The sequence below is a fragment of the Motilimonas sp. 1_MG-2023 genome (assembly GCF_030547455.1).
GTDB lineage: Bacteria > Pseudomonadota > Gammaproteobacteria > Enterobacterales > CBDFNC01 > Motilimonas.
Map to the genome: position 1 here is coordinate 102,355 of NZ_JAUOPX010000010.1, position 18,480 is coordinate 120,834.

5 protein-coding genes are annotated in these 18,480 nt (G+C 44.8%); all 5 read left to right on the forward strand.

Annotated elements, in window-relative coordinates; translation table 11 throughout:
• The first annotated feature begins 98 nt into the window (after positions 1-98).
• A complete protein-coding gene (locus Q4519_RS07630; protein ID WP_303511328.1) occupies positions 99-6,461 on the forward strand; it encodes a type I polyketide synthase in 6,363 nt (2,120 codons plus the stop codon).
• Positions 6,458-14,320 (forward strand): non-ribosomal peptide synthetase, encoded by a 7,863-nt coding sequence (locus Q4519_RS07635; RefSeq protein ID WP_303511330.1) that lies wholly within the window; start codon positions 6,458-6,460, stop codon positions 14,318-14,320. Before Q4519_RS07630 ends, Q4519_RS07635 begins: the two co-directional genes overlap by 4 nt.
• Positions 14,321-14,418: 98 nt before the next feature.
• Complete coding sequence (locus tag Q4519_RS07640; RefSeq protein ID WP_303511331.1) at positions 14,419-16,107, forward strand: hypothetical protein; 1,689 nt, start codon at positions 14,419-14,421, stop codon at positions 16,105-16,107.
• 68 nt (positions 16,108-16,175) lie between these two features.
• The gene (locus tag Q4519_RS07645; RefSeq protein WP_303511332.1) at positions 16,176-17,510 is read left to right on the forward strand and encodes an MFS transporter; all 1,335 of its coding nucleotides are present in this window, start codon (positions 16,176-16,178) and stop codon (positions 17,508-17,510) included.
• A 51-nt stretch (positions 17,511-17,561) separates the two neighbouring features.
• Positions 17,562-18,329, forward strand: coding sequence for a thioesterase II family protein (locus Q4519_RS07650; RefSeq protein ID WP_303511333.1), 768 nt, complete (start codon positions 17,562-17,564; stop codon positions 18,327-18,329).
• The last annotated feature ends 151 nt before the right edge of the window (positions 18,330-18,480 follow it).

Below are 18,480 nucleotides of genomic sequence, written 5' to 3' on the forward strand. Positions count from 1 at the left end.
GACTTAAAACATAATTAAAGCGCTTAAACTTACATAATTTATTTTAACATCTACCCTCATTTGAAAATTTTGACTGCTAAATATAAGAGTTTGATGATATGAACATAAATGAAAATACAAATAGTAATGATATCGCTATTGTCGGCATGTCATGTCGCTATCCCGGTGGCGTAAATTCACCTTCTCAATTTTATGATTTCTTGTTAGCGGGTGGCGATGGCATTGTTGATGTGCCCGCCGATCGCTGGGACATCAACTCTTATTACGACAGTGATAAAGACAAAGTTAACCGCATGTATGTTAAGCGTGGTGGTTTCATTGCGGACATAGACCAATTTGATCCACAATTTTTTGGTATTTCACCGATAGAAGCCCCCCATATCGACCCACAACACCGATGGCTACTTGAGCTGACTCACGAAGCCTTGGAAAATGCAGGACTAAAAGCGGGGACGTTAAAAGGCAGTGACACAGGCGTATTTATCGGTCAGTTCATGCATGATTATGAGCAAATTCAACTGGACTCAGCCGCCCATGGCATGATCGCAAGCCATTCTGCGACGGGGCCATCAATGACCCTGACCGCTAACCGCATTTCTTACTGTTTTGACTTTGTTGGGCCAAGTGTCACTTTAGACACGGCATGCTCTTCTTCATTGGTCGCCTTAGACATGGCCTGTAAATCCCTGTTAACCGGAGACAGTCGCGTCGCGATAGCCGGTGGTGTCAATATTCTACTTCGCCCAGAGTTAACCATGTCGATTTGTAAAGCATCGATGTTGTCTCCCGATGGCCAATGTAAAAGTTTTGATGCTTCTGCCAATGGTTATGTGCGCAGTGAAGGCGCTGGCCTAGTGGTGGTTAAAAAACTCAGTGATGCGATCGCAGATGGTGACAATGTATTAGCAGTAATTAAGGCTTCTGGGGTTAACCAAGACGGACAGACCAGCGGGATAACCGTACCTAATGGCGATGCACAGCAACGGCTGTTGAAAAAATCATTAGCTAAGGCGGGTTTTACTGGTGCCGATATTCAATATGCAGAAGCCCATGGCACGGGCACCGCCGTTGGTGACCCCATTGAAGTTAATGCACTCGGGCAGACTTTAGGGCAACGTCAGCAGGGGCAAGAGCAATGTGTTATTGGCTCGGTAAAAAGCAATATTGGCCATACCGAGGCAGCAGCAGGTGTCGCCGGATTAATTAAAACGGTGATGGCGATGAATGGGGGAGTGATCCCTAAAAACATCCATTATCACAACACTAATCCGGCGATAAATCTAGCCGAGTTAAACGTTCAGATCGCCAGTGAAAATAAACCATGGCCTGTGGCACCGGGACAAACTAAAAAAGCCATTATCAATTCATTTGGCTTTGGCGGTACTAATGCAAACGTAGTACTAGAAGAAGCGCCTCAGGTCACTGTAAAAAATGACCAAGATGCAACCACTAAAGTCATTCAAAGCTTATGCTTGAGTGCTAAAACAAGCCAAGGGCTGAAAGGACAAGCACAGGCTTTTATTAACCATATTAACGCAAATGAAGCTGTCTCGATTGATAGCATTTGCGCCGAGGCGGCATTAAGTCGCGAGCATTTTAAACATCGTTTAGTGGTTAATGGTCAAGATAAAGTGCAAGTATTGGCAGGGCTAGCAGACTTTATTAACGATACCCCCGCGAATAATTATGCGCAGTATTCAGTGACGCCACAAGCTTCAGGGCCTTTGGCATTCATCTTCTCAGGCATGGGGACTACTTGGCCGCAAATGGGCATGCAGTTATACCAAAAAGAGCCTGTTTTTGCTGCCATGATGGACAAGTGTAGTGATGCAATACAAGCCTATACAGGATGGTCATTGGTTGAGCTGATTGCCGATGAGACAAAACCTAATGCTATTTATGATACTGAAATTGCGCAACCGGGCATTTTTTCTGTTCAAGTTTCACTAGTGGCGCTACTCGCTAGCTGGGGTATTAAAGCCGACGCTATTGCCGGACACAGCGCTGGAGAAGTCGCTGCCGCTTATTGTGCGGGCGCGTTAAGTTTTGACGATGCAGTAAAAGTTATCTATCACCGCAGTCAGCTGCAGCAGACCACCGAAGGGCAAGGGAAAATGCTCGCCGTCGCACTAACAGAGCAAGAGGTGGCACCTTACTTAGCTAATGTTAGTGATAAAGTTTCCATTGCCGCCATCAATAGTGAAACTGCGCTTACCCTATCGGGCGATGCGGACTGCTTAACGGATATTTTTAATCAATTAGATAGCAAAGGAATATTTGCGCGATTTCTAAAAGTAGGCGTGCCTTATCACAGCCCAGTGATGGACCAATTAAAAGCGCCGCTGATCAATGCCCTTAACGATATTGTTGTGACAACGCCGCATACGCCGCTGTATTCAACGGTTTCAGGTAAATTAACGCAAGTAGGTGATTGGGATGCGGCCTACTGGGCTGACAATGTCCGAGAGCCGGTATTATTCAAAGCCGCCATTGAGGCGATGAGTCAAGATGGCTTGACTAGCTACATTGAAGTGGCACCCCATACCGCATTAGGAAGTTCAATCGAAGCAAACCTTAAAAGTGCTAAGGCGGTTGCGGGCATCGTGATCCCGACCATGAAACGCGGTGCGGATGATAATTTAATGTTGGCCAATACCTTAGCCAGTTTACATTGTCATGGTGTTGACGTTGATTGGCAGCTGCAATACCAAGCTATGGGATCGCCTGCGCAATTACCAAATTATGCGTGGCAACATGCAAGCTATTGGCAAGAGCATGAAGACGTGAAACAAGCGCGCTTGTATAACACGCAGCCTCAAGGTGCATTTGCGCGCAGCCTACATCCATTACTGGGTGGCCGACTGACCTCCACTGCTGCCCTTTGGCAAAACAAGTTAGATTTACAAGAGCAAAGCTACCTTATCGATCACCAAGTCGATAACGAAATTATCTACCCCGGTGCGGCTTATGTTGAAATGGCCCTCAATGTGGCGAAATCTCAACCTGATTCAAGTGATGCGGGTTTTTGTATTGAGAACATTGCATTCCTGCGCGCATTTTTTGTTTCACCGGAACAAACGCAAACCTTAGAAACCGTTTATCAACAAGAGACGGGAGAATTTACCATTTCGGCCTGTCATCCAGACTCCGGTCAATGGTCATTATATAGCCAAGGTCGCATCAGTAATGATGTTGTACCACATGGGCAACAAACTTTTGATTTAATTGCGATAAAAGGGCAACTTGGCGCCCAGCAAAGTAAAGCTGATTTCTACCAACACTGTCATCAACTCGGCTTAAATTACTTAGATTGTTTCCAAGGCGTTGTCCACGCTTGGCATGACGACATGGACAGCCTAGTTAAAATTAAATTACCTACTCAGCTAGAAGGTCAGCTGTCGAACCACCTACTGCACCCAGCGATTTTAGATGGCGCATTTCAAAGCCTATTCGCTACCATCAGCAGCGCGTATTTACCCGTGAAAATTGGCCTGATTAACTATTTACGCAAGCCAACAGAGATCTGCTACGGTTATTTGCAAACTAAATTTAAAGATGCCCACGAAATTAAAGGCGATCTTTACATTTTGAATGAACAGGGTGAAACGTTGATAGAGTTAATTGGCGTTGAGCTAAAAGCTAATACGTCACAACTGCAAGATCAGCAAGCGACACTCGCTTCTACCTATCACTATCAATGGCTTGAAGATAAGGCATCAGAAACGACCAAGATAGCGCCTGGTCATTGGTTAGTGTTTGCTGATGAGCAAGGTGTTGCCGCAGCGCTCACTCCGCAACTGGAAGCCCTTGGCCATCAAGTCACCAACGTACCTTACCAACAGCAAGCATCGGCTGAACTGAGTCAACAACTGCAAGTGATGTCGCAACAGGTGACAGGCATTATTTACTTGTGGGGACTTAATAGCGCGATTAATCAAGAGCAACATTTATCACCTGCTTGCGATCACAGTACGATCGTGCCGTTAGACGCTTTTCAAGGCATAAATAGCGTCAGCTGGAAGCAAGGTTTGCCAATTTACATTGCGACTCAAGGCGCGTATCAACTTCCGCAGGATGAATGCTTACCACGCCCAGAGCAACTGGCGTTATGGGGGTTTTCTCGCGTATTGGCTTCAGAGCATCCTGAATATAGAGTAAGTTTGGTCGATCTTGATATTGCTGCGAACAAGGCGGTGATAAACCTGCTCACAGATGAGGTCAACAGTCAGCATTTTGAGCAAGAGTTATCGCTGCGCGAAAGTGGTCGTTTTGTGCATCGTTTACAGCGCACCAAACATGAGACCATCGCACAAAATCAACATTATATTGTGCCAATGACGGACACAACCCACTATCAATTGGGCCTTCATCATGCGGAGCAAGGTAAAACCTTAATGCCATATTTGGCAGAAAAGCCGACGCTGCTCGCGGGTAACGAGCTGGTTATTGAATTGGAAAAAGTCGTGCTTGAATCAGCACAGCTATCCAGTTTGGTTGAGTCTAGTCAGACTAATGCGAGTAAAGCGCAAGTTTATGCTGTGCAGGGACGCATTGTAACAATGGGCGCAGAAGTGTCAGGCTTTAGCTTAGATGAGGTTGTTGTTTCAGTGACGACGCAGCCACCAGCATCATCGATTATTTGCCGTGCTGATTTAGTGATTAAGGCGCAATCTAGGCTCGATTTAGGTGCACTAAAAGCGGCACTGATTAACCAAATGACTCTAACTGCTTTAGCGGATGAGAAGGGCACCGTCCTTGTACATCAAGGCACATCTGCAGCTGCAATTGCTTTATGTCAGCAGCTCACTAAGCAAGGTGTGAATGTTGTTGTAACTGTTGCAGATACAGAGCAGCGTGCATTATTCAATCATGTAGACGTTGCTGGGGTGTGCGAATCACATCAAACGCAAGCATTAGCCGATTTATTGCAAGGTTTTGCCGTTAGTCAGGTGGATGCTGTGATTAATTTTGCAACAGGGCCACAGCCGCTGCGTATTGCTCAATTAATCAAACCAGCAGGTTTGTTTGTTAATTTGACTGATAGCGGGAATGTCGCGCTGTTTAATGCTTTACAAGAACATGACATTCGTTATGTGAAGTTGGATCTCGCAACATTAATCACGCATCGTCCTCGTCAAATTAGTCAAAGTATGCAACTGCTCCAAGCTGATGACAACGAGTTACATCAGGTGTCTGCGCCACTTGAGACCTTCACTTTAAACAACTTGGCTCAAGTAACGTTGCAGTTGCAGCAGCAAGATAGCCAAGTGCTGCTCGATCTAAGCCAACGTAGTGGCAAAGTGCTAAAAGCGGTGCCAGAGCAGGTGATTACAGGCGAAAAGAGTTACTTAGTTACGGGCGGTTTAGGTGGTTTAGGCCTAGAAATTATGGCTTGGTTGGCTCAGTCTGGCGCGAAGTCGATTGTGTTAATGGGCCGCAGCGCCCCTAAACCAGACGCATTGCATGCCATTGAATTGGTGCGTGAATTGGGCGTAGAGGTGTTGACGTTGCAAGGGGATGTGAGCCAGCTGGGTGACGTTAAACGTGTTGTTGAGCAAATTAATGGCAGGGCATACCCACTGGGAGGCATTATTCATTCAGCGGGTGTCTTAGACGATGCCACTATTATGCAGCAGAGCCATGAAAAGTATCAGCGCGTGCTGCAGCCGAAAATTCAAGGCAGCTGGAACTTACATTTAGCTACCCAAGCTATTGAACTCGACTTTTTTGTTTGTTTCTCTTCCATTGCCGCCGTCGTTGGCTGGGCAGGGCAAAGCAACTATGCCAGCGCCAATGCCTACATGGATGGTTTGTGTGCTTACCGCCGGGCACAGGGAAAACCTGGGCTGTCAATTAACTGGGGACCGTGGGCTGAAGCTGGTATGGCGGCTAACTTAGCCAGTGAAGATATTAAACGGATGAATAATGCCGGTATGGCAGCGTTAGCACCTGATGCTGGGTTACATGCGATGGCGCACTTGATGCAATCATCCATGGCGCAGGCTGGGGTGTTTGATCTTGATTGGTCAAAAATATTCAATCAACAGGTTAATCCTAGCCAAGCCACGGTATTTAGTCAGTTCTTTGATTTAGCCGACGCCAGTCAGTTAGATGATTTCTTGGGACGATTTAATAGCAGTGAAGGGGATGAGAAGCGCCAAATTTTATTGGAAAAGGTAACTGACACCTTGGCCATGGTGCTTGGTCTTGATTCAAGTGAAAACTTAGAGCCTAACGTCAATGTGTTTGAATATGGCTTGAACTCATTAATGGGCATGGATTTGAAAAACCGCTTACAAGCAAGTGTTGATTTACCGCTACCTGCTACCTTGATTTTAAAACACCCCAGTGTCGATGCGATGACTGACTTTATTCTCGCCCACGCCTCGCCTGCGCAAGAGGTCGCACAAGAGGCTATTTCAGTAGTACGTGAGTCGCAAAAAGTGAAGGTGAGCATATGAGTATGAAAGCGTTAGTTGAGCGTTGTTTAAGCGAAGCTATCTCGCTGTCACTCAACGATGATGGCGGCATTGATATTCATGCCGAAAGTGAAATATCCAGTGCCACGATTGAGCTACTAAAGGCGAATAAAGCAGAGCTGATTGCATTTTTAACGTCGCAGCAACAGAAAGTTGTAGCCAAGCCGTTAAGTGCTATTGCGGCAACGGGACAGCCAGTTGGACCGCTGTCGTTTGCGCAGCAACGTTTATGGCTGATCGATCAAATTGATGGTGAAAGTAGCCAGTACAACTTGGCGACGGCTTTGCAGCTTAAGGGCATGTTAAATGTGGATGCGTTGGAGCAGGCGATAGCGCAAATTTGTGCTCGGCATCAGATCTTACGCACTGTATATCGTGTTAATGAAGATGAAACGGTGCAGCAAGTGGTCAGTGATGACTGGGCATTTAAGCTAACACAAATTGACTTGACCGAGCTTGATCAGGCGACACGCAAAGAAGAAATAGCGGCCCTTATTGAACAAGACGCACAGTGCTCGTTTGATTTAAGCACTGAGCTTATGCTTAGGGCCACTTTAGTAAAGGAGCAAGAGCAGCAATTTGTGTTACTGCTTACCATGCATCATATCGCGTCTGATGGGTGGTCGCGTCACATTTTGTGTGACGAAATGTTTAGCCTATATAATGATTTTAGTGCTGGCCGCGCGCCAGCACTGCCAGAGTTGCCGGTTCAATACAGTGATTATGCAAGGTGGCAGCGTACCGAGTTATCGGGCGAAACACTTGAAAAATTAACTGGCTATTGGCGTGAAAAGTTAGCCGGACATTCCGGTCAGCATAGTCTGCCACTTGATAAAGCGCGGCCTAAGGCATCCTCGTTTAAAGGGCAGACCATTGTCAGGAAGCTTGATGTTAGCACCACGGCGCAGTGGAATCGCTTCGCACAACAATCGGGCGTCACCCTATTTATGTTGCTCCATGCAGGACTAGTATCATTATTGTCGCGCTACAGTAATGACACCGATATCGTGATTGGCACGCCGACGGCGAATCGAGATAATGATCAACTGGCGCCTTTAGTCGGCTTCTTCGTTAATAGCTTAGCGTTAAGAACAGAGCTAAAACAACAATGTAGCTTTAATGAACTGTTGCAACAATGTCGTGACTGTTTGTTAGATGCGTTTGAACATCAACAAGCGCCATTTGAATACTTAGTTGAGCAAATGCAGGTTGAGCGCCATCTAAACCTTAGCCCAATTTTTCAAGTGATGTTGGCATTGCAAAACAACGCGGCGGGGATCCCTCGCTTGGCGGGCATGGAAATAACCCCTGTTGAGCAACAAAGCCAAACTGCGAAATTTGATTTAAGTTTAGATGTGATTGAAACTGAGACTGGTCTTGAGCTTTCGTGGGAGTACGCCACTGATATATTTGATCATGACACCATTGCCAGTATGGCGGCGCATTTTGAGCACTTGTTACAGCAATGTATGGCTGCACCGACAGTAAAAATATCTAATTTAGAGCTATTCTCAAAAGCTCAGCTTCACCAGCAGCTCGTGGCCTGGAATGATACGCAGACACACTATCCGGATAATGTTTGCTTACAACAGGTGTTTGAACAAAAAGCAGTTGAATTTGCCGATCAGTTAGCTGTTGCCGATACCACTACACAATTAACTTACGCGCAATTAAATGCTAAAGCGAATCAGCTAGCGCATTATTTACGTGAGCAGTACCAAGTAGCGCCAGAGCAGTTAATCGGTGTTTCTTTAGCGCGCTCTGTCGACACCGTTGTCACGCTTTTGGCTATCTTAAAAGCGGGTGGCGCGTATCTGCCCCTTGATCCGCTTTATCCGCCAGAGCGCTTAGCCTTTATGCTTGACGACAGTCAGGCCAATTTGGTGATCACGCAGCAAGACATCGGCGACAAGATAGTTAACTTAGGCCGTCACGTTGACACCTTGGTGTTAGAGCAAGCCAATGATGCAATATCAAGTCAAAAGACGTCAGATCTTGAGATGAATGAACAGCACTGTCGTCAGTTGGCGTATGTGATTTACACCTCGGGCACCACGGGTAAGCCAAAAGGGACATTGCTTGAGCATCGCGGCGCGGTGAACTTGGCCTTTGGCCAGAAATCGGCGTTTTCAGTCACAGCGCAAAGCAGAGTGCTGCAATTTGCCTCGTTTAGTTTTGATGCGGCAACGTTTGAGTGGCTGATGGCGTTAATGCATGGCGCATCGCTGCATATTTGCAGTGATGACAGCCGCACCAACCCTGCATTGCTGCAACAGATGCTGGTTGAGCAAAAAATCACTCATGCCACGTTACCGCCCTCCTTATTGCCCCACTTAGACATTGAGGCTAATTATGTGCTGCAATCACTTATTGTGGCGGGCGAAGCGTGCGACCCACTGCAAGCTCAGCGCTGGTCACAGCGTTACCGTTTAATCAATGCTTATGGTCCGAGTGAAACCACTGTTTGTGCCAGTGCGCAAGTGATTGAGCCTAACGCGCCGCTAACCATTGGCCGCGGTATCGCCAATACTCAGTTGTATGTTCTAGGCGCCAATCTAAACTTGTTGCCTGTTGGCTCAGTAGGGGAGCTTTATATTGCGGGGGATGGTGTTGGCCGCGGCTACTTAAATCGTGATGATTTAACGGCACAGCGCTTTATTGAACACACATTAATCACGGGCGAGCCGGCCACTCGATTATACAAAACCGGTGACTTAGTGCGCTGGCAGTCAGATGGTCAGCTGGTCTTTTTAGGCCGAGCGGATGACCAGGTGAAAATACGTGGTTATCGCATTGAATTAGCCGAAGTAGAGCAACAAATACTTAACACCGACGGCGTTAAGCAGTGTGTGGCATTAGTGCGCGAAGATAAACCGGGCCAACCCTATTTAGCGGCCTATCTTGTTGCGAGCAAAACCTTGGTTGAGACTGAGCAAAAAGTGCTAATAGAGGCGGTGCGCGCTCATCTAGCTGCGCAATTGCCAGATTACATGATCCCAAGTGTCATGATGTGTCTTGAGCAGCTGCCACTCAATAGTAATGGCAAGATAGATCGTAAAGCCTTACCACAACCAGACTTAAACCAAGGGCAAGATTATGTTGCGCCAAATTGCGAGCTAGAGCGGCAGATTTGTGAGATCTGGCAGCAAGTACTGAAACAACCGCAGATAGGGTTACAAGACAACTTTTTCCAATTGGGCGGCCATTCACTTACTGCAACCCAAGTCATTGCTAAGGTGAATCAGGCGTTTGATCTTCAGTTGCCAGTGAAAACCCTATTTCAAGCGCAAACCGTGTCGGCGTTAGTAGAAACGATTAACAGTCAAACCAGCCAACAGAGCATGGCTATTATTGCGTATGAAAAACAGGGACCGATACCGCTTTCATTTGCCCAGCAGCGTTTATGGCTGTTAAATCAAATTGAAGGCAGCAATGCTCATTACAATATGCCAACGGTAATCGAGCTTAAAGGTAAGCTCGATAACGTGGCGTTAACCAAAGCCATGACAACCTTGGTTGAGCGCCACCAAGTATTACGTACTAATTATCCTCAACACGAGCCCGTGCAAGTTATTAATGAACAGGTAAGTGTTAGTATTAATAGGGTAAATTTAGCGACACTAACCGCATCAGAGCAGCAGGCGGATCTTGAGTCAATAATGCAAAATGAGCTGGAGAACGGCTTTGATCTTGAACGTGATCTCATGTTACGTGCAACATTAGTTACTCTTGCTAGCGAACATCATGTGCTACTGGTCACGCTGCATCATATTGCATCAGATGGTTGGTCTGTTAGCTTATTAATGCGAGAATTCAGCCTGCTTTATCAAGCGTTTGCTAAAGGAGAGGGGGATCCACTTGCGCCGTTGCCGGTGCAATATGCTGATTATGCCATTTGGCAACGAGAATGGTTACAAGGTGATTATTTAACAAAACAGTTAAGCTATTGGCAGCAGCAGCTTGCTGACTTACCCCGCGTACACAGTTTACCATTGGATTTTACACGGCCAAATTTGCCCAGTTTTCGTGGTGGAAATGTGACTCAAACCATTTCAAGTAAAACCGCGGATGGCTTACGTGGTCTTTGTCAGCACAATGAAGCAACATTATTTATGGGACTTAACGCGGCCTTTGCAGCGTTTTTATCTCGTTTTAGTAATGAGAAAGACATCGTAATTGGCTCAGCCATTGCTAACCGTGAGCAAGCGGAAGTGGCTCAATTACTTGGCTTTTTTGTCAATAACTTAGTGCTTCGATCCGATTTGAGTTGTGAGCCTAGTTTTACTGAGCTACTTGGGCAAAGTAGACAAACCTGTCTTGACGCTTTTGATCATCAGCAGGTACCGTTTGAGCAAATTGTAGAAGTTATCCAGCCTGAGCGTAGTGTGAGTCATACGCCACTATTTCAAATCATGCTGGTGTTACAAAATAATGAGCAAACTAATATTACTTTACCGGATTTAACGGTAACAGAATTGGCTTATCCTGAGCATAAAGCTAAGTATGATCTAACACTATATGTAAAAGAAACACCGCAAGGATTGGCACTCAACTGGGAATATAGCCGAGATGTTTTTTACTGCGAAACCATAGAAAAAATGGCGGAAAATTTTGCCATTTTACTGGATGGTTTAGTATCACAGCCGAGTGTGAGTGTATTTAATGTGCCGATGTTATCGGCGTCAGAATCGCAATATTTGCTGACCGAACTCAATGCCACCAAGGTTATTTTACCTGATTCTCCGCTGCCGTATCTGTTTGCTCAGCAAGCAGATACCAATGCAACGAAAACGGCGGTGTGCTTTGCACAGCGTACCTTGAGTTACCAAGATCTAAATGAACAAGCCAATCAACTGGCGCGTCATTTGAGGTCCTTGGGCGTTTGTCGAAATAGCCTTGTCGGACTTTGTGTTGAGCGCAGTGAACAAATGATGGTGGCGCTGTTGGCTATCTTCAAAGCGGGCGGGGCGTACGTGGCCTTAGATCCTCATTATCCCCAGGCGCGATTGGCCTACATGTTGGCTGATAGTGGTGCCCAAGTGGTGATCACGCAAAGTCACTTACGTGACGTGTTAACAGTCGATGGGCAAACCGTGGTTGATTTAGACACCACTGATGTGTCTGACTACGAATCACATAATGTTGATGAAGTTGCCGTTAGCGCAGAGGATTTGGCCTATGTGATTTATACCTCAGGCTCAACAGGTCAGCCTAAAGGCGTGATGATTCAACATGGCGCGCTGACCAACTTTATGCTGTCGATGCAAGATAAACCCGGCCTGAGTCATGATGACACCTTGTTGGCTGTCACGTCACTGTCGTTTGATATTCATACCTTAGAGCTCTACTTGCCGCTGATCAGTGGTGCGACATTGGTGATTGCCAGTCGAGATGATGCCTCCCAGCCAGGTGCGCTGCGCCAATTGCTTGATAGCCATCAAGTGTCGATGATGCAAGCCACGCCGGCCACTTGGAACATGCTGATTGATGACGGCTGGTACGCCCAGCAGCCACTCAAAGTGTTGTGTGGTGGTGAGGCGTTAAGCAGTAAATTAAAAGCGGCGTTAACACAACAAAGTCACATCGCCTTGTGGAACATGTATGGCCCTACCGAAACCTGTGTGTGGTCGTCAGTACAAGCATTATCAGTAGACACGCCGATCACCTTAGGGCGCCCGATTGCCAATACCCAGTTTTATGTGGTGGATAACCAGTTGCAACCGGTGCCAATGGGTGTCGCGGGTGAGCTATTAATTGGCGGAGCAGGACTAGCGAAAGGTTATTTAAACCGTGATGCGCTAACGGCGGAGAAGTTCATCAACTTTACAGTTGGGTCATCGCCATTAGGGCGGGTTTACCGCACTGGCGATTTGGTACGGTATCAGCGTGGTGGTGAGTTGGAATACCTCGGTCGGTTAGACCATCAAGTGAAGATCCGTGGTTTTAGGATTGAACTGGGTGAGATAGAAGAATGCTTAGTGAAGCACCCAGCGGTGGCGCAATGTGTGGTCATGGCACAAAACGATCCAGACTTGATTGTGGCCTATGTTGTGAGCAGTGACGGGGTGGTTGATGTAGCGGCATTTAGTCATCAATTGCGCAGTTATTTGAGTGAACAGCTGCCAGATTACATGTTGCCAGGCAGCCTAATGTTACTTGATGCTATGCCACTGACGGCGAATGGCAAAGTGGATAGAAAAGGGTTACCGGCCCCTGACTTAAGTCAAGTGCAAGGGGAGTATGTTGCGCCAACGACGCCTCTCGAAGCACAACTCTGCCAAGTTTGGCAGGAAACACTTGGTTTGGAAGCCATCGGGATAAAGGACAATTTCTTTGATCTAGGAGGTGACTCTTTAACCTTAATCAAACTAGCTTCGAAATTATCTAATCTTGGCTTTAGTATTAAAGCGCAAGACATACATCGACAACAAACAGTTGAACAACTCACAAAAGTGATTCAACAACAAGCCCAAGTTGATCTTCATCAACTCAGCGCTAGCGAAATAAACAATATTCCTTTATTGCCCAGTATTCATGAAATGTTTGAATTTGCACAGGGTGAAGGCTATGAGGGGGATATTAATCACTGGAATAGCAATATTGTTATTGAGTTTAAAACGGGGCAGTTCAATATTGGTCGCGTTAATGAAACCATTAATTTGTTGATCAAATACCATAGTGTATTGAGAGCAAGAATTAATATTCAATCTTCAGGCGCCAAGCAATTGAATATTATTGCACACCAAGATTATCAGTTATCAACAGTTGATTTAAGTTCATTTCAGTTGACTAAAAGTGAAAAACTAAAAGAAGTTATGGCTGAGCTCCAGCTGTCAATTAACTTAACAAGTAATCCATTTCAAGTGTGTTTATTAAATTTCGGCGAAGCAGACCATTCTTATTTAGTTATTACTATACATCATGCCCTAATAGATGGTTTTTCATCTGGTGTGTTAAAGAATGATTTCTTATCCATATACAAGCAACTTGAGCAGGGCGGCAAAGTGACGCTACCGGAGCAAAATGTTACCTATCCTGCGTATGCTCAAGCGTTGTCAAATTATGCTCAATCTGATCAGATGCAACCTGAGTTAGCTGTTATTCAGAGTATTGATTGGCAACAAGCTAAACCTTTGCCGACTGATTACCCGGGTACGAACTTGGTTTCCAGCAACCAAGGTCTTGAAGTTGAGCTATCGGCGCAAGATACGCAAGCGCTACGAATCGCTCTGGCTAAGTTAAATCAAGTTAGTATGCGTTCTGCTATGGTGACGGCGTTGGTTAAATCCATTGCCCATTTTACACAAAGCCAGTATGTGAATTTGGATATTCAACGACACGGGAGGCGAGACGAAGAAGTTGGTCAGAACCTAAGTCGACTTGTTGGCTATTTTTCCGATGTCTATACCACGCCATTTCATTGCTCTTTTGGTAACACTGTAGCAGATGAATTAGAGAATATTTCGCAGCAGTTTTTCTTTGCGTCAAAAGAATTAAAGTCTTTTCCATTATTGCGTTATTTAAGCCAAGAGGCGACATCACAGCAGCTTATGGAAAATATTCCTCGAGCTGATATTGCTATGAATTTACTGGATGATATTGAGTCATTAGAGCCCGAAGAATCGGGTGATTTTCGATTGGTTTCTTATGATGAGGTTGATCATCACAATATTTGGCGCGATAAAAAATTAACCCGAAAATGGAAAATATATGTTTTAGCCCATGTCGTTGCGGGACAAGTTAAAGTGACTTTTTCATACAGTGATACCTTATATAAAAAAGAGACAGTCGAGAAGTTGGCAGAGCATTTTCTAAATGAACTGACTCGGTTGATAAAATAAAAAATGATGATGACTGGCTAGTAATAGCCTAATGGAAATAATATGGGTAATAAGTGATTGGCTTACTCATTACCTTTATTAATTAAGGATGAAAAAAAGTGAAAATGATATTTAAACCCCTAGCGTTATCGCTATTAATGACCAGTACTTTAACTTCGGGTTATGTATTAGCAAATACAGATAATGAAGCGCCTTTGGCAATCATTAACCAATTGCAACAAAATGGTGCAGGTATTAGTGTGTCGAGCGAAACACTCGCGTTGTTTGCTAATCATCCCAAGCTAAGCGGACTAGCCCTTAATACTGAAGTAGATCTAAATTACGCTCGTTTAGCCGATGAAATTTCAGACTATATCACGCCACTCCCACGAGGTAGTCAACTTGAGATGTCTGATTTTGAACGTCAAACGTTGACTGCATATTTAGATAGTCCTACAGACGCTGTTTTAGCTAAATTTCTCGCCTTATATTATTTAAATCGTTCACTCGTTAATGAGTGGCTTGTGCCTAGTAAAGGTCAAGCATTAAAAAACAGTATTCTTGTTGATTATTTTTTTAATCGGGTTGACGAATTAAATGAAAGTGAGCGTTGGACCAAACGCTTAAAGAAAATAAACAGCACTAAATTGCACCCATACTTTTCTTCAGTCAATTTAACTAATAATGAAGACAAGGCCGTGCACCAACAGTTTTATGAAACTTTTAACTATGACGAATCCCGTCGCTTTGAAACAGCAGCTGCACTGCTAGATGATTTTGCACAGGAACCAAGTAATATATTTACGGCATTTTTAAATAAAGCCGTTAACACTTGGATTGGCGGTGAAGCAGACTTTGACGACCCAAGTGCGTTGCATAATTTTCTAATCGCGAGTTATTTCTCCGACTATACCTTAAGAATGGCCAAACGCATGGAATCCGCTTGGCAGCAAGATAGCACTAATGAACGCTTTAGACTTGCCCCTATTCTTGGTGGTTTGTCGGTGATGGACAGAGGTTGGCTGGCGCAACTTCATCAAGATGATAATGCACAATTAGCCCTTAATGATGAGCATCGACAATGGTTTAATTTACATCCGATGTTTCACTCTTTCACTGTGGGGACCAGTTTTTTTACCAGTACAGAAAACTTCATGGAAGGATTTTTTGCTTGGGGAAGTGTCTTAACGACTTCTTGTCCTGAGGTAAGAACTTGTTTAGATAGACCGCGTTTTTCATTTAATTTGTTGGGCATGATCGTGGGCTATACCGACTACTTAGTGAAACTTGGAGCAATTGAGGACGCAAGAACCTTGCTTACTTATCGCTATAACCCAGCATTTGAATTTGAGAACTGGACTATTGGGCAAGAGGCTTGGCTACATAGAGAAAACAACTTAGAGGCCATTGCTGAGCGTTATCATAATGACGATCCTAGTGATGACCCTAATTTTTTCTTCCTTGCTGATCGCAAATGGGGTGGACAAACCTCAACCTGTCAAAGTTGTCATCAGGCACAAAATCGCCATTGGACTGATGAAGAAAAAGCCCAAGTGATGCCCCACACTGATGATATATTAACCATTGGTACTTGGCCTGAAATTTCAACTACTTGGTATGGTATGAGTAAAAATACTTGCGATGGTGCAGCCACCTGGGAATACGGTGATGTTTATACCGCAGGGGATATCGTCCAGCTTAACGGTATGAAGTACCAAGCTAAGTGGTGGACTAATGCACAGTGGCCTGAAAGCTCTCGCCAGTGGGATGTTTGGGCGCCAGTGGGCTCTTGTAATACACCGCTCTAATGGTTGTAATCGCAACAGAAAGGGGCTATAGCCCCTTTTATTCTTTTCTACAGCTATAAGTTGCTCAGATGTCTTTATTGCAGAACAAAAATTTCATATTGCACTGGCTCAGCGTATCGTTAGCCCAATTGGGTGGCTATTTCACCATGGTTGCTTTGCCTTGGTTGGTTCTCAGCCAGACTAATAATGATGCTTTTCTAATGTCTATTGTGATGGCCTGTTTCAGCTTGCCCCATGGTTTTTTCATTTTATTTGGCGGGGCACTAGCCGACCGTTGGTCACCTTTATTGGTGTTATTTCGATCCCGACAATTTGGTATCGGTGTGATGCTGTGTTTAGCAGCATGTGTCTATCTACAGATAACCCCTATCCCTGTATTATGTGTATTTGGTTTGATTTTGGGGACGTTGGGGGCGTTTGGTATTCCCGCTAGCCAATCTATTTTGCCATCTATTTGTAAAGACGAAGAGTTAGGGTTAGCAAATGGTATTGTGATGGGCACGTCTCAGTTAGCACAAATTGTCGGGCCGCTATTGGCAGGTTGGTTGATTTGGCTGATGCGTTATCTCAATCAAGTTAACCCAGAGCAATATGATTCGACAAGTTTGGCTCTGGCGTTTGTTGTTGATGCTGGGTTGGTATTGATATCAATATGCTTACTTTATTATATTCAGGTTAAACCAGTTGCGAGAAGCACCAAGGGGCTATTTACCTTAGTATTTCAAGGTATGCAGTTTTGCTGGCTTGATCAGGGAATAAGGCTGGTATTAGCTTATTTAATTTTAATTTCTTTTTTTATGCATGGCCCGTTGCTTGCTGTTTTACCTTTGATCGCCAAGGTTGATTTATCTTTAACCGAGGCGGGTTACGGTACTTTATATGCAATGATCGGCGTGGGGACATTAATAGGGGCTGGTATGGCGATTTGGTTACGGCCAGCGCCGGATAAACTGGGCCTATTTGTTTTGATTGGTGATTTGACGTCTGGCATTAGCTTATTTTTGCTCGGCTTTGTCAGTGCCAGTTTAATATCTGTTTCAATTTGCTTGATCGTGATGGGGATAGCAACCGGATTTATTATGATTGCCGGTACTACCTGGTTTCAGCGCCGTACTCCGAATGAATATATGGGGCGGGTGATGTCGGTATTGATGTTTTGTATTTTAGGCTTAATGCCCCTTTCTGGCGCGATAGCAGGCTTTTTCAACAAACATTATGGTAATCAATGGGTAGTTATGTCAGCTGGTTCATTGATCATTACATTTGCACTATTAGGCCTTATGTTACCTAAGGTCAGGCGCATGGGTAAAACTCCAGAGATGAGTGTTGCGTCAATATCAAAACTATCACCTGATGCTCAGGCTCAATATGAGCTAGGAGTAGTGACAAAAAACAATATTTAAAGCAGTAATTGTAAGATATTACGAGCTTTTTTTAAAAGGATGTGTTTCATTATGAGTCAGTTATGGTTTCATGTACCTAAACCTAAGGTTAACCCTAGGTTAAGGCTATTCTGTTTGTCTTATGCGGGTGGCAGCAGTACTACTTACTTACAGTTTGCAGATGAACTGCCTAACGACGTAGAGTTGGTGGCGGTTCAGCTTCCGGGACGGGGGATGCGTTTAAGTGAAGCGCCTTATACTAACTTATCACAGTTAGTGGTTGATTTATCTAGTCAAATGAAGCCACTGCTTAAGGTGCCGTATGTGATCATGGGGCACAGCTTTGGCAGTCGTTTAGGTTACGAGCTCGTTCAATATTTTAGACAACAACAATGGCCATTACCGGTTCACTTTATTGCTTCTGGTTCAAAAGCGCCGCATTACAAAAATACCGACTCGCCAATCCATCAACTAGCAGAAGCAGCGTTTATTGAAAAACTAAGATCATTTGGTGGTACACCCGATGAAATTTTAAATAACGCCGACTTTATGGAAATGCTATTGCCTATGTTACGTGCTGACTTTGCGATGGTGGAAAACCATCAAAGTGACATTAAACCCGCCCTTGATTGCGGTTTGTCGGTTTTTGGTGGGGTTAATGATGAAGGGGTTCCACAAGACAAATTGTTAGATTGGCAGTTGCACTTCTCGGGCAAACTAAATGAAATCATGTTTGATGGCGGGCACTTTTTTATTGAAAGCCATAAATCATTGGTGATTAAAGCGGTACATGAGAAGCTGGAAGCATTACTTGTTGGTCAAGACTTGAATGCAGCTTAAAGAAATTTAATAGGACTTTAGTCACGGTACAACGGCGGTTCCGTTTAATTAGATAGCCGTTGTACCTATTGCACAGCTTGTCTGGGTGTATGTATAAGCAAACTTCAATTTTGCGATAACTGCCTCGGTTAAGTCTGAGCGAGTATAATTC

Bases quoted from the DNA above. Each gene is read 5' to 3' on its own strand.
- Q4519_RS07650 (WP_303511333.1), top strand. From the start codon at position 17,562: ATGAGTCAGTTATGGTTTCATGTACCTAAACCTAAGGTTAACCCTAGG.
- Q4519_RS07630 (WP_303511328.1), top strand. From the start codon at position 99: ATGAACATAAATGAAAATACAAATAGTAATGATATCGCTATTGTCGGC.
- Q4519_RS07635 (WP_303511330.1), top strand. From the start codon at position 6,458: ATGAGTATGAAAGCGTTAGTTGAGCGTTGTTTAAGCGAAGCTATCTCG.
- Q4519_RS07645 (WP_303511332.1), top strand. From the start codon at position 16,176: ATGTCTTTATTGCAGAACAAAAATTTCATATTGCACTGGCTCAGCGTA.